The 18,219-nt window shown below is 51.2% G+C and carries 33 protein-coding genes; 4 read left to right on the forward strand and 29 right to left on the reverse strand.

The genetic code is table 11. The features are described 5' to 3' along the window. The first annotated feature begins 2 nt into the window (after positions 1 to 2). From NYR02_RS13470 to NYR02_RS13485, 4 genes are all read left to right on the forward strand, one after another. A complete protein-coding gene (locus NYR02_RS13470; RefSeq protein WP_260976884.1) occupies positions 3 to 1,004 on the forward strand; it encodes a TRAP transporter substrate-binding protein in 1,002 nt (333 codons plus the stop codon). After that, complete coding sequence (locus NYR02_RS13475; protein ID WP_260976885.1) at positions 1,004 to 1,489, forward strand: TRAP transporter small permease; 486 nt, start codon at positions 1,004 to 1,006, stop codon at positions 1,487 to 1,489. Before NYR02_RS13470 ends, NYR02_RS13475 begins: the two co-directional genes overlap by 1 nt. Then, positions 1,486 to 2,763 (forward strand): TRAP transporter large permease, encoded by a 1,278-nt coding sequence (locus NYR02_RS13480; RefSeq protein ID WP_260976886.1) that lies wholly within the window; start codon positions 1,486 to 1,488, stop codon positions 2,761 to 2,763. The genes NYR02_RS13475 and NYR02_RS13480 overlap by 4 nt, the downstream gene beginning before the upstream one ends. A 200-nt stretch (positions 2,764 to 2,963) precedes the next feature. Then, positions 2,964 to 3,875: an alpha/beta hydrolase gene (locus NYR02_RS13485; RefSeq protein WP_260976887.1), complete on the forward strand. Its 912-nt coding sequence runs from the start codon at positions 2,964 to 2,966 to the stop codon at positions 3,873 to 3,875. A gap of 59 nt (positions 3,876 to 3,934) precedes the next feature. Here NYR02_RS13485 and rplQ read toward each other — a convergent pair whose 3' ends face one another. From rplQ to NYR02_RS13630, 29 genes are all read right to left on the reverse strand, one after another. Then, the gene (gene rplQ / locus NYR02_RS13490; protein ID WP_260976888.1) at positions 3,935 to 4,345 is read right to left on the reverse strand and encodes a 50S ribosomal protein L17; all 411 of its coding nucleotides are present in this window, start codon (positions 4,343 to 4,345) and stop codon (positions 3,935 to 3,937) included. Positions 4,346 to 4,377: 32 nt separating this feature from the next. Further along, positions 4,378 to 5,379, reverse strand: coding sequence for a DNA-directed RNA polymerase subunit alpha (locus NYR02_RS13495; RefSeq protein WP_260976889.1), 1,002 nt, complete (start codon positions 5,377 to 5,379; stop codon positions 4,378 to 4,380). Positions 5,380 to 5,401: 22 nt separating this feature from the next. Then, positions 5,402 to 6,022 (reverse strand): 30S ribosomal protein S4, encoded by a 621-nt coding sequence (gene rpsD, locus NYR02_RS13500; RefSeq protein WP_145466701.1) that lies wholly within the window; start codon positions 6,020 to 6,022, stop codon positions 5,402 to 5,404. A gap of 12 nt (positions 6,023 to 6,034) precedes the next feature. Next, entirely contained in the window at positions 6,035 to 6,424 is a 390-nt protein-coding gene (rpsK, locus tag NYR02_RS13505) for a 30S ribosomal protein S11 (protein WP_145466702.1), read from the reverse strand. 72 nt (positions 6,425 to 6,496) lie between these two features. Beyond that, positions 6,497 to 6,853 (reverse strand): 30S ribosomal protein S13, encoded by a 357-nt coding sequence (gene rpsM, locus NYR02_RS13510; RefSeq protein ID WP_145466703.1) that lies wholly within the window; start codon positions 6,851 to 6,853, stop codon positions 6,497 to 6,499. A gap of 106 nt (positions 6,854 to 6,959) precedes the next feature. Then, positions 6,960 to 7,073: a 50S ribosomal protein L36 gene (rpmJ, locus tag NYR02_RS13515; protein WP_145466704.1), complete on the reverse strand. Its 114-nt coding sequence runs from the start codon at positions 7,071 to 7,073 to the stop codon at positions 6,960 to 6,962. Between the two features lie 20 nt (positions 7,074 to 7,093). Continuing rightward, the gene (gene secY / locus NYR02_RS13520) at positions 7,094 to 8,413 is read right to left on the reverse strand and encodes a preprotein translocase subunit SecY (protein ID WP_260976890.1); all 1,320 of its coding nucleotides are present in this window, start codon (positions 8,411 to 8,413) and stop codon (positions 7,094 to 7,096) included. After that, positions 8,413 to 8,847 (reverse strand): 50S ribosomal protein L15, encoded by a 435-nt coding sequence (rplO, locus tag NYR02_RS13525; RefSeq protein WP_145466706.1) that lies wholly within the window; start codon positions 8,845 to 8,847, stop codon positions 8,413 to 8,415. Before rplO ends, secY begins: the two co-directional genes overlap by 1 nt. Position 8,848: 1 nt before the next feature. Beyond that, positions 8,849 to 9,034 carry a 50S ribosomal protein L30 gene (rpmD, locus tag NYR02_RS13530; protein ID WP_145466707.1) on the reverse strand — a complete coding sequence of 62 codons (186 nt, stop codon included), beginning with the start codon at positions 9,032 to 9,034 and terminating at the stop codon, positions 8,849 to 8,851. A 6-nt stretch (positions 9,035 to 9,040) separates the two neighbouring features. Further along, positions 9,041 to 9,550 (reverse strand): 30S ribosomal protein S5, encoded by a 510-nt coding sequence (rpsE, locus tag NYR02_RS13535; protein WP_260976891.1) that lies wholly within the window; start codon positions 9,548 to 9,550, stop codon positions 9,041 to 9,043. Between the two features lie 11 nt (positions 9,551 to 9,561). Next, complete coding sequence (gene rplR / locus NYR02_RS13540; protein ID WP_145466709.1) at positions 9,562 to 9,912, reverse strand: 50S ribosomal protein L18; 351 nt, start codon at positions 9,910 to 9,912, stop codon at positions 9,562 to 9,564. Positions 9,913 to 9,922: 10 nt separating this feature from the next. Continuing rightward, positions 9,923 to 10,456 (reverse strand): 50S ribosomal protein L6, encoded by a 534-nt coding sequence (gene rplF / locus NYR02_RS13545; RefSeq protein WP_145466710.1) that lies wholly within the window; start codon positions 10,454 to 10,456, stop codon positions 9,923 to 9,925. Between the two features lie 11 nt (positions 10,457 to 10,467). Next, positions 10,468 to 10,860: a 30S ribosomal protein S8 gene (gene rpsH, locus NYR02_RS13550; protein WP_145466711.1), complete on the reverse strand. Its 393-nt coding sequence runs from the start codon at positions 10,858 to 10,860 to the stop codon at positions 10,468 to 10,470. A gap of 60 nt (positions 10,861 to 10,920) precedes the next feature. Continuing rightward, positions 10,921 to 11,226: a 30S ribosomal protein S14 gene (gene rpsN, locus NYR02_RS13555; protein WP_145466712.1), complete on the reverse strand. Its 306-nt coding sequence runs from the start codon at positions 11,224 to 11,226 to the stop codon at positions 10,921 to 10,923. A gap of 10 nt (positions 11,227 to 11,236) precedes the next feature. Beyond that, a complete protein-coding gene (rplE, locus tag NYR02_RS13560) occupies positions 11,237 to 11,776 on the reverse strand; it encodes a 50S ribosomal protein L5 (protein WP_260976892.1) in 540 nt (179 codons plus the stop codon). Between the two features lie 18 nt (positions 11,777 to 11,794). Next, positions 11,795 to 12,109, reverse strand: coding sequence for a 50S ribosomal protein L24 (gene rplX, locus NYR02_RS13565; RefSeq protein WP_260976893.1), 315 nt, complete (start codon positions 12,107 to 12,109; stop codon positions 11,795 to 11,797). Between the two features lie 15 nt (positions 12,110 to 12,124). Next, a complete protein-coding gene (gene rplN, locus NYR02_RS13570; RefSeq protein ID WP_145466715.1) occupies positions 12,125 to 12,493 on the reverse strand; it encodes a 50S ribosomal protein L14 in 369 nt (122 codons plus the stop codon). A 32-nt stretch (positions 12,494 to 12,525) separates the two neighbouring features. Beyond that, positions 12,526 to 12,792 carry a 30S ribosomal protein S17 gene (gene rpsQ / locus NYR02_RS13575; protein WP_260976894.1) on the reverse strand — a complete coding sequence of 89 codons (267 nt, stop codon included), beginning with the start codon at positions 12,790 to 12,792 and terminating at the stop codon, positions 12,526 to 12,528. 2 nt (positions 12,793 to 12,794) lie between these two features. Beyond that, complete coding sequence (rpmC, locus tag NYR02_RS13580) at positions 12,795 to 12,986, reverse strand: 50S ribosomal protein L29 (protein WP_260976902.1); 192 nt, start codon at positions 12,984 to 12,986, stop codon at positions 12,795 to 12,797. Then, the gene (gene rplP, locus NYR02_RS13585; RefSeq protein ID WP_145466717.1) at positions 12,986 to 13,399 is read right to left on the reverse strand and encodes a 50S ribosomal protein L16; all 414 of its coding nucleotides are present in this window, start codon (positions 13,397 to 13,399) and stop codon (positions 12,986 to 12,988) included. The genes rpmC and rplP overlap by 1 nt, the downstream gene beginning before the upstream one ends. A gap of 12 nt (positions 13,400 to 13,411) precedes the next feature. Beyond that, positions 13,412 to 14,101, reverse strand: coding sequence for a 30S ribosomal protein S3 (rpsC, locus tag NYR02_RS13590; protein ID WP_260976895.1), 690 nt, complete (start codon positions 14,099 to 14,101; stop codon positions 13,412 to 13,414). 11 nt (positions 14,102 to 14,112) lie between these two features. Further along, positions 14,113 to 14,448 (reverse strand): 50S ribosomal protein L22, encoded by a 336-nt coding sequence (gene rplV / locus NYR02_RS13595; RefSeq protein ID WP_145466719.1) that lies wholly within the window; start codon positions 14,446 to 14,448, stop codon positions 14,113 to 14,115. Between the two features lie 13 nt (positions 14,449 to 14,461). Then, a complete protein-coding gene (gene rpsS / locus NYR02_RS13600) occupies positions 14,462 to 14,737 on the reverse strand; it encodes a 30S ribosomal protein S19 (RefSeq protein ID WP_145466720.1) in 276 nt (91 codons plus the stop codon). A 17-nt stretch (positions 14,738 to 14,754) separates the two neighbouring features. Then, on the reverse strand, positions 14,755 to 15,582 hold the full coding sequence (rplB, locus tag NYR02_RS13605) for a 50S ribosomal protein L2 (protein ID WP_260976896.1): 828 nt from the start codon (positions 15,580 to 15,582) through the stop codon (positions 14,755 to 14,757). Between the two features lie 12 nt (positions 15,583 to 15,594). Beyond that, on the reverse strand, positions 15,595 to 15,891 hold the full coding sequence (gene rplW / locus NYR02_RS13610; protein ID WP_260976897.1) for a 50S ribosomal protein L23: 297 nt from the start codon (positions 15,889 to 15,891) through the stop codon (positions 15,595 to 15,597). After that, complete coding sequence (rplD, locus tag NYR02_RS13615) at positions 15,888 to 16,490, reverse strand: 50S ribosomal protein L4 (RefSeq protein ID WP_260976898.1); 603 nt, start codon at positions 16,488 to 16,490, stop codon at positions 15,888 to 15,890. Before rplD ends, rplW begins: the two co-directional genes overlap by 4 nt. A gap of 3 nt (positions 16,491 to 16,493) precedes the next feature. Beyond that, on the reverse strand, positions 16,494 to 17,126 hold the full coding sequence (gene rplC, locus NYR02_RS13620; RefSeq protein ID WP_260976899.1) for a 50S ribosomal protein L3: 633 nt from the start codon (positions 17,124 to 17,126) through the stop codon (positions 16,494 to 16,496). Positions 17,127 to 17,235: 109 nt separating this feature from the next. Then, complete coding sequence (gene rpsJ / locus NYR02_RS13625; RefSeq protein WP_260976900.1) at positions 17,236 to 17,547, reverse strand: 30S ribosomal protein S10; 312 nt, start codon at positions 17,545 to 17,547, stop codon at positions 17,236 to 17,238. A gap of 213 nt (positions 17,548 to 17,760) precedes the next feature. Further along, a partial coding sequence (locus tag NYR02_RS13630) for an EF-Tu C-terminal domain-related protein (protein ID WP_260976901.1) occupies positions 17,761 to 18,219 on the reverse strand: 459 nt, incomplete at its 5' end.

Below are 18,219 nucleotides of genomic sequence, written 5' to 3' on the forward strand. Positions count from 1 at the left end.
CTATGAAACTGATCACCGCCCTGGCGCTGACCCTGAGCTTGCTGAGTCCGCTTGCTCAGGCAGCCACCACCCTGAAAATTGCTACCCTGGTTCCTGATGGCACCAACTGGATGAAGCTGATGCGCCAGGCCGCTGACGACATCAAAACCGAAACCGATAGCCGGGTAAAAATCAAATACTTCCCCGGTGGCGTGCAGGGCAGCGACAAAAGCGTACTGCGTAAAATGCAGATTCGTCAGTTGCAGGGCGGTGCCGTATCGACCGGTGCCATGGCTCACATCACCAACGTGACGCAGATCTACAGCCTGCCATTTACCTTTCGTAATCTGGATGAAGTGCGTGCCGTACGCGCCGAATACGATCACTACATTGCCGCAGCTCTGCAGGAAAAAGGCTATGTACTGCTGGGGCTGTCGGAGGGAGGTTTCGCCTACCTGATGTCCAACCAGCCAATCAAAACCTCCGTCGATGCCCGCAGCCAGAAAGTCTGGGTACCGGAAGGCGATATGATCAGCCAGACCACGTTCGAGAACGGCCAGGTTGAGCCGATATCGCTGCCGGTATCCGATGTTTATACCAGCCTGCAGACCGGCCTGATTGACACCGTTGCCGTTAATGCCACCTCAGCCATTGCCATGCAGTGGCACACCAAACTGAGCTACGCCACGGATTTCCCTCTAGCCTTTATCTTCGGCATGCTGGTCGTTGACGAACGCGCCTTCAGCAAAATCGACGCCGCTGATCAGGCTGTTGTGAAACGCGTGATGGCCGCCACATTCCGCGCAATGGACGTACAGAACGAAAAAGACGAAAAAGGCGCGCGCGAAGCACTCATCAACAACGGCATGCAGTTTGTTGAGCTGAGCGAAGAAGACAAAGTTGCCTGGCGCAAGATGGCTAAGGACAGCATTGATACACTGCGTGAAAAATCGGTCTACCCTGCCGAACTGTACAATCAGCTGAAGCAGACCCTGGAAAACAAACGTCAGGCGGCTGCCCAGTAATGAAAAAATGGCTGCATACCCTGCATCGCATCGAAGACGGTGTGCTGGTGCTGTTACTGCTGGTGATGATTGTACTCGCCGGCTTCGATATTCTCGCCCGCACCTTATTTGGTGGTGGCGTTGTTTGGGTGCAGCCACTGCTGCGTGTGATGGTGCTGTGGCTGGGCCTGCTGGGTGCGCTGCTGGCAACCCGCTCACGCGAACACATTGCCATCGATCTGATCAACCGCCTCGCCGGCCCGCAGACCAAACGCTGGCTGGCCGTTCTGACCTCGGCCTTTGCCGCATTTATCTGTCTGGTGATCGCCTGGCATGCTCAGGCCTTTGTGCGTTTTGCTTTTGAGTTCGGCGACGTTGCTTTCGGGCGCGTCCCTGCCTGGCCGCTGCAACTGGTGATTCCGCTCAGCTTCGCCCTGATGGGCCTGCGTTTTGCCCTGCAAGGCATCAGCGAGCTGCTGGGTAAACCGCAGGAGGCCAGCGCATGAGCATTCTGGTTCCACTGTTATTGTTGCTGTTGGCGTTAGCCGGAGCGCCGTTGTTCACCGTAATTGCCGCCAGTGCGATGTGGGGCTTCTGGCAGACCGATGTGGATCTGCAAACCATGGCCATCAGCATTTACCAGATTGCTGAAATGCCGGTACTGATTGCCATTCCACTATTTACCTTTGCCGGCTATATGCTGGGCGAAAGTAAGGCGCCACAGCGTCTTGTGCGCATTACCGATGCCTTCCTCGGCTGGATGCCCGGTGGCCTGGCCATTGTTGCGCTGGCCGCCTGTGCGCTGTTTACCGCCTTTACCGGCGCGTCCGGTGTCACCATTGTTGCGCTCGGCGCGCTGCTGGTGCCGGCCCTGCAGAAAGCGGGCTACAAAGAATCGTTCAACCTTGGTTTGGTCACCACCTCCGGCAGCCTCGGCCTGTTATTTGCGCCGTCTCTGCCGCTGATTCTTTACGGTGTGGTCGCGCAACAGATGGCGCTGGAAACTCCGGTCAGCATTGATGACCTGTTCCTCGCCGGTTTACTGCCCGGTCTGCTGATGTTGTTTGCTCTGTCGCTGTACAGTGCGTGGCAATCACGCGGTATCCATAAAGAAACCCGTCCCTTCGACAAAGCCGAAGCCTGGGCGGCTATCAAAGACAGCGCCTGGGAAATTCCACTGCCATTTGTCGTGCTTGGCGGGATTTACAGCGGCTTCTTTGCGGTGTCGGAAGCTGCCGCCCTGACGGCGTTTTATGTGCTCATCGTCAGCGTGGTTATCCGCCGTGAAATCGGCTTTACCCAGCTGCCACAGGTGATGCGCGACTCGATGAAACTGGTCGGTGCTATTCTGCTGATTCTGGCGGTTTCGATGGCATCCACCAACTACATGATTGATGCTGGTGTACCGGAGCAGATTTTTGGTTTTATTCAGCAACACGTCAGTGATGCTTTCACTTTCCTGCTGCTGCTGACCATCTTCCTGCTGATTCTGGGCATGATGCTCGATATCTTCTCAGCCATCGTCATTATGATTCCGATCATCCTGCCGATTGCCGTTGAGTACGGCATCCACCCGATTCATCTGGGCATTCTGTTCCTCGCCAATATGCAGCTCGGCTACTTTACGCCGCCAGTGGGGATGAATCTGTTTATTGCCAGCTTCCGCTTTAATAAACCGGTTATGACTCTGTATCGCGCCACCATCCCGTTCTTCTTTATTCTGCTCGCCTGTGTGCTGATTATTACCTATTGGCCTGGTCTGAGCCTCGCACTGTTATAAACAACGACTACAGACGTTCTGCGGAGCGTCTGACCCTTCTTTACAGCTGCTTGCCCAATCTGACATGGCGGCGGGTTATGGTAGTCACTCATGATCGTGCTCATGGATGAGTATCCTTCCTAAGACGTTGTTTGCGGGTTAATCTTGACCCGCTTTTTTTAATCCCGTCCGTCAAATCAATAATAATTACAGGAAGGCTTATGGCCAGTCTGAGCGCCCGCCTGACCCGCACACTGCTGCGCACCCTCGTGCAACCCACATTCACCCCCGGGTTCGGCCTTAAACGCCAGCGTCAGCGCTTAAATACCCTGCAACAACTTATGCCGATGCCTTTTGGCGTGCGCAAACAGACGACGCCCTGCGGCGGTATTCCGGCCTGGCGCCTGACACCGGCCACGATTCATGAAGCTTCGCCCACGCAGACGATCCCGCAAACGGTCTTGCTTTACCTTCATGGCGGAGGTTATGTGGTGGGCTCACCGACCAGTCATGGCGAGATGGTTGCGCGCATTGCCCGCCAGTGCAATCTCGATACCTGGCTGATTGATTACCGCCTTGCACCGGAGCATCCGGCACCGGCCGCACTGCAGGATGCGTTAAGGGCTTACCGTACACTCAGAGCTCAGGGACCGGTAATCATCGCTGGCGACTCCGCTGGCGGTGGACTGAGTCTGACCCTGACTGCAGCTATTCTGGAACAGCAGCTACCACGCCCACAGGCGCTGGTTTTATTCTCGCCCTGGTGTGATCTGAGTTGCAGTGGTGCCTCAATCAATGAACGTGATGAGCGTGAAGTACTGCTACAGGCGGAATGGCTGCGTTATGCCGCCGAACAGTACGCCGGTGATCAGGATCTGGGCCATCCGCACTTGTCACCGTTGCATGCTGACTTCTGTGATTTTCCCCCCACCCTGATTCAGGTCGGCAGTGAAGAAATTCTTTACGATGACAGCTGCCGCCTGGCCCAGCGCATGCGCCATGCCGGTGTCGATGTGACCCTCAGTGAATACCCGCAGATGTGGCATGTGTTTCAGCTGCATGCCGGATATATGCCTGAAGCCCGGCAGGCGCTGAATGAAGTGGCGGCTTTTATCCGTCAGCAAGCCGAATAACGGCCAATAAAAAGGCCCGCAGTCTTACGACGGCGGGCCTTTTTATTTAACTGCTGAAATTACTCAGCGGCTTCATCCTGAACTTCAACAACATCCGCTTCTGCTACTGCAACCGGACGGTCTACCAGTTCAACATAAGCCATTGGAGCGTTATCACCAGCACGGAAGCCACATTTCAGAATACGAATGTAGCCGCCTGGGCGGGCTTGATAACGAGGACCCAAATCGCTGAACAACTTACCTACTGCTTCTTTGCTACGGGTACGAGCAAAGGCCAGACGACGGTTAGCAACTGAGTCTTCTTTTGCAAGAGTAATCAGTGGCTCAGCTACACGACGCAGCTCTTTCGCCTTTGGCAGGGTAGTCTTGATAATTTCATGCTCGAACAGGCTCACCGCCATGTTTTTAAACATGGCTTGACGGTGTGCGCTGGTACGATTGAAGTGACGACCACTTTTACGATGACGCATGGTTTTATTCCTTAACTAACTGAACGCTCAGCTCAGGCTAATACTTTGTCGTCGTTGCGGAGGCTGGCTGGTGGCCAGTTCTCCAGATGCATACCCAACGACAGTCCGCGTGAGGCCAGAACGTCTTTGATTTCAGTCAGAGACTTCTTACCTAAATTAGGAGTCTTCAACAGCTCTACTTCTGTACGCTGGATCAGATCACCGATGTAGTAAATGTTTTCTGCTTTCAAACAGTTGGCAGAACGAACGGTCAGTTCCAGATCGTCCACAGGACGAAGCAGGATCGGATCGATCTCTTCTTCTTCACGAATCTGTTCAACGACTTCGTCATTTTCCAGATTCACGAAAATAGCCAGCTGTTGCTGCAAGATGGTCGCGGAACGACGGATCGCTTCTTCCGGATCAATAGTACCGTTGGTTTCCAGATCGATAACCAACTTGTCCAGGTCGGTACGTTGTTCTACACGAGCGCTTTCGACGCTGTAAGAAACACGTTTAACCGGGCTGTAAGTTGCATCGAGCTGCAGCTTGCCAATCGCCTTGGTTTCTTCATCGCTCTGATTACGTGACTCAACAGTCTCGTAACCGCGGCCTGAAGCAACTTTAAGGGTCATTTTCAGTTCAGCGCCTTCACCCAGATGGGCGATAACGTGAGCTGGGTTAGCAACCTCAACACCATGATCCAGTTGAATGTCGGCAGCTGTAACTGTCGCCGGGCCAACTTTCGCCAGACTCAGAATCGCTTCGTCACGTTCATGTAATTTGACCGCAACACCTTTCAGGTTCAGCAGGATTTCAATGACGTCTTCCTGTACACCTTCGATCGCGCTGTACTCATGCAGAACGCCATCGATTTCGCATTCAACGATCGCAGCACCCGGCATAGAGGAAAGCAGGATACGACGCAATGCGTTGCCTAAAGTGTGGCCAAAACCGCGTTCAAGCGGCTCCAGAGTCACTTTAGCGTGGGTATTGTTTACCTCATCCACCTGGATGTGACGAGGTGTCAAAAATTCATTAACTGCACGCTGCATAGCTGCCCCTTAATTTCCTCTATTACTTAGAGTAAAGTTCCACGATCAGGTTTTCGTTGATCTCTGCTGGGAGATCAGCGCGCTCAGGAACTGCTTTGAAAGTTCCTTCCATCTTACCTGCATTGACATCAATCCACGCACAATCAGTGCGCTGTGCTGCCAGTTCAAGAGCAGTTTTGATACGATCCTGATTTTTCGCTTTTTCACGAATCGTAACCACATCGCCGCTCTTAACGTTGAACGAAGGAACGTTCACAGTCTGACCATTCACAGCTACTGCTTTGTGAGTGACCAGCTGACGCGATTCAGCGCGGGTAGAGCCGAAGCCCATGCGGTATACAACGTTATCCAGACGAGATTCCAGCAGTTGCAGCAGGTTTTCACCAGTTGCGCCTTTACGACGCGCTGCTTCTTTGTAGTAGCTGCGGAATTGCTTTTCCAGGATACCGTACAAGCGACGTACTTTTTGCTTTTCGCGCAGCTGCAGACCGTAGTCAGACAGACGACCGCGACCAGCACCGTGTACGCCAGGCTTGGTTTCCATTTTGCATTTAGTGTCTAATGCACGAACGCCGCTCTTCAGGAACAGGTCAGTTCCTTCACGACGAGACAGCTTACACTTAGGACCAATATAACGTGCCATATTTCTGCCTCCTTATACGCGACGCTTCTTAGGTGGACGACAGCCGTTATGTGGGATCGGGGTAACATCGGTGATGTTAGCGATCTTGTATCCACATGCGTTCAGAGCGCGGACTGCTGATTCACGACCTGGACCTGGACCTTTAACTTCCACGTCTAGGTTTTTCAGACCGTACTCTTTTGCTGCTTCACCAGCACGCTCTGCTGCTACCTGAGCGGCGAAAGGAGTGCTCTTACGAGAACCACGGAAACCAGAACCACCGGCGGTTGCCCATGACAGAGCATTACCCTGACGGTCGGTGATGGTCACAATGGTGTTGTTAAAAGAGGCGTGGATGTGCGCAATGCCATCGACGACCGTCTTTTTAACCTTTTTCTTGGTTGATCTTTGTGGCTTAGCCATTTTTAAATCCTGCTTTTAATATCAACACTGCAACAAGTCGAATGCAGCTACACTAAAAGACCGACCGTAAGATTACTTACGGATCGGTTTGCGCGGACCCTTGCGAGTACGAGCATTCGTTTTAGTACGCTGACCACGAAGTGGCAGGCTGCGACGGTGGCGGATACCACGATAGCAAGCCATATCCATCAGACGCTTGATGTTCATTTGCACTTCACGGCGCAAATCACCTTCAACCGTATGTTTAGCTACTTCGTTACGAACAACATCCAACAACTCTTCGCTCAGATCACCAATTTTGGTGGTCTCAGCGATGCCAGTAGCGGCACAGATCTGCTGGGCAGTAGTACGACCAATGCCATAGACATAGGTCAGAGAAATCACTGCATGCTTGTTGTCAGGAATATTGACACCGGCAATACGGGCCATGTCTAACTCCGTTACACTTTACTTGATGAAAGGGCGCGAGATACTACAGGCAGCTTAAAAATAAATCAAGCTATCCGTAGTATTCACACCCGACCTTGTCCGGGGATTAACCCTGACGTTGCTTGTGCTTTGGATCTGAACAGATCACGCGCACACTACCGTTACGGCGAATAATTTTGCATTCACGGCAGATTTTTTTAACAGACGCACGTACTTTCATGACAGTCTCCTAAATCTGACTCAGCGAGCTGAGCCAAAATTCTTCAGATTTGCTTTCTTCATCAGCGATTCGTACTGGTTTGACATCAGGTGCGATTGAACCTGCGCCATAAAATCCATTACGACCACAACCACGATCAGTAACGATGTGCCACCGAAGTAGAAAGGTACATCTGCAGCAACCACCAGGAATTGAGGCATCAGACACACGGCAGCGATATACAGCGAGCCGAACAGTGTCAGGCGTCCTAAGACGGCATCAATATACTTGGCGGTCTGAATGCCCGGGCGAATACCCGGAATGAAAGCACCAGACTTCTTCAGGTTTTCGGCAACATCTTTCGGGTTGAACATCAACGCCGTATAGAAGTAGCAGAAGAAAATAATACCGGCAGCGAACAGTACGATGTACAGAGGCTGGCTTGGCGCCAGAGCCATACTTACGTCCTGCAGCCATTCCATACCTTCACCCTGGCCAAACCACGTTCCCAATGACGCAGGGAACAGCAGCAGACTGGAGGCAAAGATCGCAGGAATTACACCGGCCATATTAAGTTTCAGCGGTAAATGACTGGTTTGTGCAGCGAACATCTGGCGGCCCTGCTGACGCTTTGCGTAGTTGATTGTGATGCGGCGCTGACCGCGTTCAACAAACACTACGAAACCAATCACCACGACTGCCAGGGCAGCAATAATCAGCAATACCAGAATATTCAGGTCACCCTGACGCGCAGACTCGAAAGCCTGACCAATAGCACTCGGCAAACCGGCAACAATACCAGCAAAGATCAGGATAGAGATGCCATTACCGATACCACGCTCAGTAACCTGCTCACCCAGCCACATCATAAACACTGCACCTGCCACGAAGGAGGGTACGGCGGCGATGTAGAAATCAATGCCCGAAGAAAAGGTAACGCCCTGACCGGCTAAGCCGGCCGAGACGCCAAAGGCCTGAATCGTCGCCAGCAGTACAGTTCCGTAACGGGTGTATTGCGTGATCTTGCGACGACCAGCTTCGCCTTCTTTCTTCAACTGTTCCAGCTGCGGACTCACCGCCGTCAGCAATTGCATGATAATGGAGGCAGAGATGTAGGGCATGATACCCAATGCAAGAATGCTCATGCGTTCCAGTGCACCACCGGAGAACATATTGAACATCTCCAGGATTGTGCCCTGATTCTGTTCAAACAAACGTGCCAATGCTTCCGGATTAATACCTGGCACCGGAATATGGGTGCCTATCCGATATACTACAATCGCCAGAAGCACGAAGCGGATGCGTGACCAGAGTTCAGTCAGTCCGCCTTGCGTGCCCTGTGGGAGTCCTTGCCTAGCCATTAGTCTTCGACCTTTCCACCAGCTGCTTCAATAGCAGCTTTTGCGCCTTGAGTGACTTTCAGACCTTTAATGGTCAAAGCCTTCTTGACTTCGCCGGACAGAATCACGCGAGCTTCTTTAATCTTCTCGCCGATTACGTCAGCGGCTTTCAGAGCTGCCAGATCAACAACATCGCCTTCAACCAGAGCCAGTTCGTTCAGACGGATCTCTGCAACGTACTGTGCTTTGCGTGAAGTAAAGCCAAATTTTGGCAGACGACGGTGGATTGGCATCTGACCGCCTTCAAAGCCCGGAGCCACTTTACCGCCTGAGCGTGATTTCTGACCTTTGTGGCCACGGCCGCCAGTCTTACCCAGACCAGAACCGATACCACGGCCAACACGCTTAGGAGCAGGCTTCGAACCAGGAGCTGGGCTCAATTCGTTGAGACGCATATTACTCCCCTTCTACCTTAACCATGTATTGAACTTGGTTGATCATGCCGCGTACAGATGGAGTATCTTCCAGCTCAACGGTATGACCAATACGACGCAGACCCAGGCCCTGCATAGTCGCACGGTGCTTTGGCAACTTGCCAATAGTGCTCCGTGTCTGGGTCACTTTTACGGTTTTCTTAGCCATAACGTATTACCCCAGGATCTCTTCTACGGACTTACCGCGCTTAGCAGCTACTTCTTCCGGAGACTTCATTTGTGCCAGACCATTGAAGGTCGCACGAACAACGTTTACCGGGTTGGTAGAGCCATAGCACTTAGCCAATACGTTTTTAACACCAACCATCTCCAGAACAGCGCGCATTGCACCGCCGGCGATGATACCGGTACCTTCAGAGGCCGGCTGCATGTAAATCTGTGCACCAGAGTGACGGGCACGGATAGGATACTGCAGAGTGTTGCCGTCCAGCTGGACATTGACCATATTGCGCTTAGCCTGTTCCATCGCCTTTTGAATTGCCAGAGGCACTTCACGGGATTTACCACGACCAAAACCAACACGACCATTGCCGTCGCCAACCACGGTCAGAGCGGTAAAGGCGAAAATACGACCACCTTTTACCACTTTGGCTACGCGGTTTACCTGAACCAGCTTCTCTTGCAGTTCACTTTCGTTACGTTCTACACGTTCATTATTTGCCATGATCTTTACCCTTAGAATTCCAGGCCGCTTTCACGAGCCGCGTCAGCCAGAGCTTTCACACGACCATGGTATTTAAAACCAGAACGATCGAACGCAACTTTAGTGATGCCAGCAGCTTTCGCACGCTCAGCAATCAACTGACCAACTTTGGTCGCTGCATTAACGTTACCAGTAGTGTCACTACGCAGATCCGCTTCAACGGTGGAAGCTGTCGCCAAGACGGTAGCGCCATTGGCAGAGATGATCTGAGCGTAAATGTGTCTGGGCGTACGATGAACGCACAGACGAACCGCGCTTTTCTCACGGATATTCATCCGTGTTTTGGTGGCACGGCGCAAACGAGCTTTTTTCTTCTCATTCATGGCCTAGACCTTACTTTTTCTTGGCTTCTTTACGACGCACATTTTCATCAGCATAGCGAACACCCTTACCTTTATAAGGTTCTGGTGGACGGTAGCCACGGATCTCAGCAGCAACCTGACCTACTTTCTGCTTATCAATACCTTTGATAACCACTTCGGTCTGGCTTGGCGTCTCGACAGAAATACCTTCCGGCAGTTCATAGTCGATTGGGTGAGAGAAGCCCAGAGTCAAATTTAATGACTTGCCGGATGCTTTGGCACGATAACCAACACCCTGCAGAATCAGTTTCTTTTCAAAACCAACGTTCACACCGGTAACCATGTTGTTTACCAGGGCGCGGAAAGTACCGGCCAGAGCGTTAGCTTGTTTGTCGCCAGTTTTAGGTGCGAAGGTCAGTACATTTTCTTCCTGTTTGATTTCAACAGAAGAATGTACATCCAGCTCAAGCTGGCCTTGCTTGCCTTTGATGGCGATTTTGTCTGCAGCCAGTTTAACTTCTACACCGGCTGGGATTTGTACAGGAGCTTTTGCTACGCGAGACATCGTAATTCCCCTTAGAATACGGTCGCAATAACTTCACCGCCCACGCCCGCAGCACGAGCAGCGCGATCAGTCATAACGCCTTTAGAGGTGGATACGATAGCCACACCCAGACCTGCTTCAACTTTAGGCAGTTCTGTGGTGCCACGATACTGACGCAGACCAGGGCGGCTAACGCGCTGGATACGCTCAATAACTGGCTTACCTTCGTAGTATTTCAGGTCGATGGTCATGGTCGGTTTGACCGCTTCATCGATAGAAAAACTGTTGATGTAACCTTCAGCTTCGAGAACCTGGGCTACAGACTTCTTAATTTTTGAAGACGGCATGCTCACATTCTTATGACCAGCTTGCTGGGCATTACGAATGCGGGTAAACATGTCCGCCAACGTATCTTGCATACTCATTAATAGTTACCTCTGTTGTACAGCGCCCCCCTCTCGGTTCTACCCGAAAGGGGGAATTGCTTACCAACTAGCTTTTTTCAGGCCTGGCACATTACCCTTCATGCCTTCTTCGCGCAACTTAATACGTGAAAGCTTGAATTTACGGTATACGCCGTGTGGACGACCTGTCATTTGACAACGACGCTGCAGACGGCTCGCGGATGAATCGCGTGGCAGTTTCTGCAGAGCTTGTTGTGCATTCCAACGCTCTTCGTCAGAAGAGTTAACGTTGCTTACGATCGCTTTCAGTTCAGCGCGCTTGGCGGCAAACTTGGCAACCAGTGCTTCACGCTTCAGTTCACGATTCTTCATGCTAATCTTAGCCATGCTTAACTCCTTAGTTACGGAACGGGAACTGCAGCGCTTTCAGCAGAGCGCGGCCTTCTTCGTTGGTTTTTGCGGTAGTTGTGATGGTCACATCCATACCACGGACTTTGTCTACTTTATCGTATTCAATTTCCGGGAAGATGATCTGTTCCTTCACACCCATGCTGTAGTTACCACGACCATCGAAAGACTTAGGGTTGATACCACGGAAGTCACGAACACGTGGCAAAGCCACGTCGATCAGACGGTCCATGAATTCCCACATGCGATCGCGACGCAGGGTAACTTTACAGCCAATTGGCCAGCCTTCACGCAGTTTAAAAGCTGCGACAGACTTACGTGCCTTGGTGACAACAACTTTCTGACCGCTGATGGCTTCCATTTCGGCCACCGCATTGTCGAGCAGTTTTTTGTCGCCCAGTGCTTCACCAACACCCATGTTCAGGGTGATTTTGGTGACTTTCGGCACTTCCATGATGTTTTTGTAACCAAACTCTTCTTGCAGCTTGGTTACTACTTCGTTTTTATACAGTTCTTGTAAACGTGACATAGTAGTATCCAACTCCAATTAGGCGTCGACTTGATCGCCAGTGGATTTGAAGATACGTACCTTGCTTTCGCCTTCAACTTTAAAACCAACGCGGTCGGCTTTTTCAGTTTTCGGGTTCCAGATGGCTACGTTGGAAACCTGAATACCGGTTTCTTTCTCAACGATGCCGCCTGGTTGCTGCAGGTACGGGTTTGGTTTCTGGTGTTTTTTCACCACGTTAATGCCAGATACCAGCACACGGCCATCCTGCAGAACTTTCTGCACTTTGCCACGTTTGCCTTTATCTTTACCGGCAATAACAACTACTTCGTCATTTTTGCGAATCTTTAACATATCGTGTCCCCTCCCTTAAAGCACTTCTGGTGCCAGGGAAATGATTTTCATGAACTGCTCAGAGCGCAGCTCACGAGTCACAGGGCCAAAGATACGGGTACCGATTGGCGCCAATGAAGCATTCAGCAGAACGGCAGAGTTTACATCAAAACGGATAATAGATCCGTCCGGACGGCGTACACCTTTACGGGTACGCACTACCACGGCGTTCATTACCTGACCTTTTTTCACTTTACCGCGTGGAATTGCTTCCTTCACGGATACTTTAATCAAATCACCGATGCCGGCATAACGACGATGAGAACCGCCCAGTACTTTGATGCACTGTACGCGCTTCGCGCCGCTGTTGTCGGCAACGTCGAGCATTGATTGAGTTTGAATCATGCCTCTCGCTCCTAACTAACTGCGCCCGGTCGTTAGACCTTGGCGGCGCGCTCGTCGATATTTACCAGCGCCCAAGTCTTGTTTTTAGACATTGGACGTGACTCTTTTACTGTAACGAGATCGCCAATCTGGCACTCGTTATTTTCATCGTGGGCCATCACTTTAGTAGAGCGCTTCACGAACTTTTTATAGATCGGATGCTTTACAAAGCGTTCAACCAGAACAGTGACGGACTTGTCCATCTTGTTGCTCACGACACGACCACTCAAGGTACGAACGGTTTTTGTGTTCTCAGTCATGATTATTCACCTGCCTTGCTAGCCAGCACGGTTTTTACGCGAGCAATATCACGACGGGTCTGGCCGATCAGATGAGTTTGACCCAGCTGACCTGTCGCTTTCTGCATACGCAGTTTAAATTGATCGCTCAACAGTTCTTCCAGCTGAGATTGCAGCTCAGCCACTGATTTATTGTTCAGTTCACTTGCTTTCATCACAGCACCGTCCGTTTAACAAATGCGGTTTCAAAAGGCAGTTTCGCAGCAGCCAGAGCAAAGGCTTCACGAGCCAGCTCTTCTGGTACGCCTTCGATTTCGTAAAGAACGCGACCTGGTTGGATCTGACAAACCCAGTACTCAACGTTACCCTTACCTTTACCCATACGAACCTCAAGAGGTTTCTCGGTAATAGGCTTATCTGGGAAAACGCGAATCCAGATTTTACCACCACGCTTAACTTTACGAGTCATCGCACGACGTGCTGCCTCAATCTGACGCGAAGTCAGACGACCACGTCCAGTAGCCTTCAGAGCGTACTCACCGAAGCTCACTTTAGAGCCACGGATCGCCAAACCGCGATTGCGGCCGGTCTGAACTTTACGGAACTTTGTACGTTTTGGTAACAACATAACTAATTCCCCTTACGAACGACCGGTTTTCTTTTTGCCCTGGCTCTTAGCGCGGTCGCGTACCTCTTGGATACCACCGAGGATCTCACCTTTGAAGATCCAGACCTTAACGCCAATTACACCATAGGTAGTGTGTGCTTCGTACGTTGCGTAGTCGATATCTGCACGCAATGTGTGCAGAGGAACACGACCTTCGCGGTACCACTCGGAACGAGCGATTTCAGCACCACCCAGACGGCCACTCACTTGGATCTTGATACCTTCGGCACCACCACGCATTGCATTCTGTACAGCACGCTTCATAGCGCGACGGAACATCACGCGACGCTCCAGCTGACTTGCAACGCTCTGGGCTACCAGCTTGGCATCCAGATCCGGTTTACGAACTTCTTCGATATTGATGTGTACCGGGATACCCATCAGATCGCTGAGATCTTTACGCAGAACTTCTACGTCTTCACCTTTTTTACCAATCACGATGCCTGGACGGGCAGTGTGGATGGTTACTTTGGCGTTTTGCGCTGGACGCTCGATGACGACCTTGCTCACTGAAGCCTTTTCCAGGCGCTTTTCGATCAGAGATCGAACAGCAATGTCAGTCAGCAGGTTGTCGGCGTACTTATCCTTACCGGCATACCAGATCGAGTTATGATCTTTAGTGATACCTAAACGGATACCGGTTGGATGAACTTTCTGACCCATCTGACCAACTCCTATTTTTCTGAAACTTTCACAGTGATGTGACAAGTGCGTTTCATGATGCGATCGGCACGACCTTTCGCACGTGGGCGAATACGCTTCATTGTCATACCTTCGTCAACGAACACGGTAGAAACCTTGAGTTCGTCTACGTCGGCACCGTCGTTGTGCTCAGCGTTGGCGATGGCAGATTCCAGTACTTTCTTGATGATGTCTGCACCTTTCTTTCCTGAGAAGGAAAGAATGTTCAGAGCTTCATCAATCTTCTTGCCGCGGATCTGATCCGCAACCAGACGTGCTTTCTGTGCAGATAAGCGAGCACCACGTAATACAGCGGCTACTTCAGACATATTTCACCCCTTATTATCGTTTGGCTTTCTTATCCGCCACATGACCCTTGTAAGTACGGGTCAGCGCGAATTCGCCGAGTTTATGACCTACCATGTCTTCAGTTACGAAAACTGGCATGTGTTGTTTGCCGTTATGAACAGCGATTGTCAGCCCCACGAAATCTGGAAAGATTGTGGAGCGGCGAGACCAAGTCTTGATCGGACGTTTGTCGTTCTTCTCAAGAGCGGCCTCTACCTTCTTCATCAAGTGATGGTCAATAAATGGACCTTTTTTCAATGAACGTGGCACAGTTCTATCCTCTCTAATTATTTCGCAGAACGACGACGTACGATGAGTTTATCGGTACGCTTATTCTTACGAGTCTTGTAACCCTTGGTTGGAACGCCCCATGGAGTAACAGGATGACGACCACCAGAGGTACGACCTTCACCACCACCGTGTGGGTGATCAACAGGGTTCATTACCACACCGCGAACGGTAGGACGAACACCGCGCCAGCGCGAAGCACCAGCCTTACCCAGTTCACGCAGAGCGTGCTCATTGTTGCCAACTTCACCGATCGTGGCACGACAATCAGACAGGACCTTACGCATCTCACCAGAGCGCAGACGCAGAGTGCAGTAAGCACCTTCACGCGCTACCAGCTGAGCAGAAGTACCTGCAGAACGTGCGATCTGACCGCCTTTACCAGGCTTCAGTTCTACGTTGTGAATTACGCTACCAACCGGTACGTTGCGCAGAGACATCGCGCTACCTACTTTGATTGGTGCATCTTCACCAGACACAATCGCATCACCAGCATTCAGACCTTTAGGGGCCAGGATGTAGCGACGTTCGCCATCGGCATATTTCAGCAGTGCGATGTTTGCGCTGCGGTTTGGATCGTATTCCAGACGTTCAACAACTGCTGGAACACCGTCCTTGTCACGCTTGAAGTCGACCAAGCGATAATGCTGCTTGTGGCCACCACCAATGTGACGGGTAGTAATGCGACCGTTATTATTACGACCACCACTTTTTGACTTCTTCTCAACCAGAGCTGCGAAAGGCTTGCCTTTATGCAGTTCATTGTTGACGACTTTCACCAGATGGCGACGGCCAGGAGAAGTCGGTTTAGTTTTCACCAATGCCATGACTTAAACCCCTTATTCCGCGTCTGCGAAGTCGATGTCCTGACCAGCAGCCAGGCGAACATATGCTTTACGCACATTGTTACGTTTGCCTACACCGCGAGCAGTACGCTTGGTTTTACCTTTGATGTTGACAGTTTGTACGGAGTCAACTTTCACTTCGAACAAAGCTTCAACAGCCTTTTTGATTTCAGGCTTGGTGGCATCCGGAGCAACACGGAATACATATTGGCCGTGTTTCTCAGCAACCAGGGTTGCTTTCTCGGAAATATGCGGAGCTACCAGTACCTTATAGATACGTTCACGGTTCATGCGTATGCCTCCTCGAGTTTCTTCAGGGCGGGCACAGTCACCAGTACCTTTTCAAAAGCGATCAGGCTTACAGGATCGATAGCTGAAGCTTCGGTAATACCAACATGAGGAACATTACGGGCAGCCAGATACAGCTTCTCGTCGATCTCATCGGCAACGATCAGGACATTGCTCAGTTCCATGCCTTTCAGCTTGGCAACAAATTCTTTGGTCTTGTGGGATTCCACAGAGAAAGAATCAGCAACAATCAGACGGTCCTGACGAACCAGCTCAGACAAGATTGACTGCATCGCCGCGCGATACATTTTCTTGTTAACTTTCTGCTCGTAGTTACGTGGCTTAGCAGCAAATGTAACACCACCTGAACGCCAGATCGGGCTGTTAGAAGTACCCGCACGGGCACGACCAGTACCCTTCTGACGCCATGGCTTAGCACCGCCACCACTGACTTCAGAACGAGACTTCTGTGCTTTGGTACCCTGACGGCCACCGGCCATATAGGCGGTAACGATCTGGTGAACCAGAGCTTCATTAAATTCACGACCAAATGCAGCTTCAGAAACAGCTACAGCGGTACCAGTGTTAGTTTTCAGTTCCATTGCTTACCCCTTAGCCTTAACAGCTGGTTTAACAATCACATCGGAACCAGTAGCACCTGGCACAGCACCTTTGATCAGCAGCAGATTGTTTTCTGCGTCCACACGAACGACTTCCAGGTTCTGAGTAGTAACCTGTTCAGCACCCATGTGACCTGCCATCTTCTTGCCCTTCCACACACGACCAGGAGTCTGACACTGACCGATAGAACCAGGAGCACGATGGGACAGGGAGTTACCGTGGGTAGCATCCTGAGTACGGAAATTCCAGCGCTTAACGCCACCCTGGAAGCCTTTACCTTTAGATGAACCAGTCACGTCAACTTTCTGACCAGCTTCGAATTGCGCAACGGTCAGCTCATCGCCATTGGCAAGAGCTTCTTCGGTGCGGAATTCCATTACGCCGCGACCTGCCTGTACGTTTGCTTTCGCAAAGTGGCCTGCCTCAGCTTTTGTAGTGCGAGAAGCTTTCTTCTCACCAAATGTAACCTGCAGAGCACTGTAGCCGTCAGTATCAACGGTTTTCACTTGCGCAACACGGTTAGGTGTTACGTGAACTACAGTAACAGCAACAGATTGACCTTCTTCGGTAAAGATACGAGTCATGCCCGCTTTCTTACCGACAATACCAATTGCCATTTTCTAATTACCTCTCGTGTACGGGGCTTTAACCCACTATGGCCGCCTCTGTATCCGGGATGGATCAGGGCGTTACACAGAGCACTGTGTATGGTTAAACCCAGCCGGATTAACCCAAGCTGATCTGAACTTCCACGCCGGCAGCCAGATCCAGTTTCATCAGCGCATCAACTGTTTTTTCAGTCGGCTCAACAATGTCGAGCATGCGCTTGTGTGTACGGATTTCGTACTGATCACGCGCGTCTTTATTAACGTGCGGGGAGATCAGAACGGTAAAACGCTCTTTACGAGTAGGCAGTGGGATAGGACCACGTACCTGAGCGCCCGTACGTTTGGCAGTATCAACAATTTCCTGAGTCGATGTATCGATCAGTCGATGGTCAAATGCCTTCAAACGGATACGGATTCGTTGGTTTTGCATTACCAAACTCCAAGTTTATGTGCAAGAGCTCACTTTTCCCCGGATTAAGGGGACGCGAATTGTATGCGGCTGTACAAAAAGTGTCAACCACGGAATAGCAAGCAACTTCCGGAGCGGACAATCAACTGCCGCAGCGGAACATTACCGACAAAAAAGCCCGCTGAAAGCGGGCTTTTTCAGAGCAGACCCAAGGGCCTGCAGACAGAGCTCAGATTATTCGATGATCTTAGCTACAACGCCAGCGCCAACAGTACGACCGCCTTCACGGATCGCAAAACGCAGACCTTCATCCATCGCGATCGGCGCGATCAGAGTAACGGTCAGCTTAACGTTGTCACCTGGCATTACCATCTCAACGCCTTCTGGCAGCTCACAAGCGCCAGTCACGTCAGTGGTACGGAAGTAGAACTGTGGACGGTAACCTTTGAAGAATGGCGTGTGACGACCACCTTCATCTTTACCCAGTACGTAAACTTCAGATTCAAACTTGGTGTGCGGAGTAATAGTGCCTGGCTTAGCCAGTACCTGACCACGCTCAACTTCGTCACGCTTGGTACCACGCAGCAGAACACCTACGTTCTCACCAGCACGGCCTTCGTCCAGAATCTTACGGAACATCTCAACACCGGTACAGGTCGTCTTGATGGTCTCTTTGATACCGATGATGGACAG

This window comes from Thalassolituus pacificus (genome assembly GCF_025318105.1).
GTDB classification, from domain to species: Bacteria; Pseudomonadota; Gammaproteobacteria; order Pseudomonadales; family Oceanobacteraceae; genus Venatoribacter; species Venatoribacter pacificus.

Bases quoted from the DNA above. Each gene is read 5' to 3' on its own strand.
- rpmC (WP_260976902.1), bottom strand. From the start codon at position 12,986: ATGAAAGCAAGTGAACTGAACAATAAATCAGTGGCTGAGCTGCAATCT.
- rplD (WP_260976898.1), bottom strand. From the start codon at position 16,490: ATGGAACTGAAAACTAACACTGGTACCGCTGTAGCTGTTTCTGAAGCT.
- rplF (WP_145466710.1), bottom strand. From the start codon at position 10,456: ATGTCTCGCGTAGCAAAAGCTCCTGTACAAATCCCAGCCGGTGTAGAA.
- rpmD (WP_145466707.1), bottom strand. From the start codon at position 9,034: ATGGCTAAGAAAACCGTAAAAGTGACCCAGACACGGAGCACTATTGGC.
- rplO (WP_145466706.1), bottom strand. From the start codon at position 8,847: ATGCGTCTCAACGAATTGAGCCCAGCTCCTGGTTCGAAGCCTGCTCCT.
- NYR02_RS13495 (WP_260976889.1), bottom strand. From the start codon at position 5,379: ATGCAGCGTGCAGTTAATGAATTTTTGACACCTCGTCACATCCAGGTG.
- rplC (WP_260976899.1), bottom strand. From the start codon at position 17,126: ATGGCAATTGGTATTGTCGGTAAGAAAGCGGGCATGACTCGTATCTTT.
- rpsQ (WP_260976894.1), bottom strand. From the start codon at position 12,792: ATGACTGAGAACACAAAAACCGTTCGTACCTTGAGTGGTCGTGTCGTG.
- rpsC (WP_260976895.1), bottom strand. From the start codon at position 14,101: ATGGGTCAGAAAGTTCATCCAACCGGTATCCGTTTAGGTATCACTAAA.
- rplN (WP_145466715.1), bottom strand. From the start codon at position 12,493: ATGATTCAAACTCAATCAATGCTCGACGTTGCCGACAACAGCGGCGCG.
- rplV (WP_145466719.1), bottom strand. From the start codon at position 14,448: ATGTCTGAAGTAGCCGCTGTATTACGTGGTGCTCGCTTATCTGCACAG.
- rplR (WP_145466709.1), bottom strand. From the start codon at position 9,912: ATGAATGAGAAGAAAAAAGCTCGTTTGCGCCGTGCCACCAAAACACGG.
- rpsK (WP_145466702.1), bottom strand. From the start codon at position 6,424: ATGGCTAAGCCACAAAGATCAACCAAGAAAAAGGTTAAAAAGACGGTC.
- NYR02_RS13480 (WP_260976886.1), top strand. From the start codon at position 1,486: ATGAGCATTCTGGTTCCACTGTTATTGTTGCTGTTGGCGTTAGCCGGA.
- rpsE (WP_260976891.1), bottom strand. From the start codon at position 9,550: ATGGCAAATAATGAACGTGTAGAACGTAACGAAAGTGAACTGCAAGAG.
- rpmJ (WP_145466704.1), bottom strand. From the start codon at position 7,073: ATGAAAGTACGTGCGTCTGTTAAAAAAATCTGCCGTGAATGCAAAATT.
- rplW (WP_260976897.1), bottom strand. From the start codon at position 15,891: ATGAACCGTGAACGTATCTATAAGGTACTGGTAGCTCCGCATATTTCC.
- rplX (WP_260976893.1), bottom strand. From the start codon at position 12,109: ATGTTAAAGATTCGCAAAAATGACGAAGTAGTTGTTATTGCCGGTAAA.
- rplP (WP_145466717.1), bottom strand. From the start codon at position 13,399: ATGTTGTTACCAAAACGTACAAAGTTCCGTAAAGTTCAGACCGGCCGC.
- rpsN (WP_145466712.1), bottom strand. From the start codon at position 11,226: ATGGCTAAGATTAGCATGAAGAATCGTGAACTGAAGCGTGAAGCACTG.
- rplE (WP_260976892.1), bottom strand. From the start codon at position 11,776: ATGTCACGTTTACAAGAACTGTATAAAAACGAAGTAGTAACCAAGCTG.
- rpsM (WP_145466703.1), bottom strand. From the start codon at position 6,853: ATGGCCCGTATTGCCGGTGTCAATATTCCTGACAACAAGCATGCAGTG.
- rpsD (WP_145466701.1), bottom strand. From the start codon at position 6,022: ATGGCACGTTATATTGGTCCTAAGTGTAAGCTGTCTCGTCGTGAAGGA.
- secY (WP_260976890.1), bottom strand. From the start codon at position 8,413: ATGGCTAGGCAAGGACTCCCACAGGGCACGCAAGGCGGACTGACTGAA.
- rpsJ (WP_260976900.1), bottom strand. From the start codon at position 17,547: ATGCAAAACCAACGAATCCGTATCCGTTTGAAGGCATTTGACCATCGA.
- NYR02_RS13475 (WP_260976885.1), top strand. From the start codon at position 1,004: ATGAAAAAATGGCTGCATACCCTGCATCGCATCGAAGACGGTGTGCTG.
- rplQ (WP_260976888.1), bottom strand. From the start codon at position 4,345: ATGCGTCATCGTAAAAGTGGTCGTCACTTCAATCGTACCAGCGCACAC.
- rpsH (WP_145466711.1), bottom strand. From the start codon at position 10,860: ATGAGTATGCAAGATACGTTGGCGGACATGTTTACCCGCATTCGTAAT.
- NYR02_RS13470 (WP_260976884.1), top strand. From the start codon at position 3: ATGAAACTGATCACCGCCCTGGCGCTGACCCTGAGCTTGCTGAGTCCG.
- rplB (WP_260976896.1), bottom strand. From the start codon at position 15,582: ATGGCATTGGTGAAAACTAAACCGACTTCTCCTGGCCGTCGCCATCTG.
- NYR02_RS13485 (WP_260976887.1), top strand. From the start codon at position 2,964: ATGGCCAGTCTGAGCGCCCGCCTGACCCGCACACTGCTGCGCACCCTC.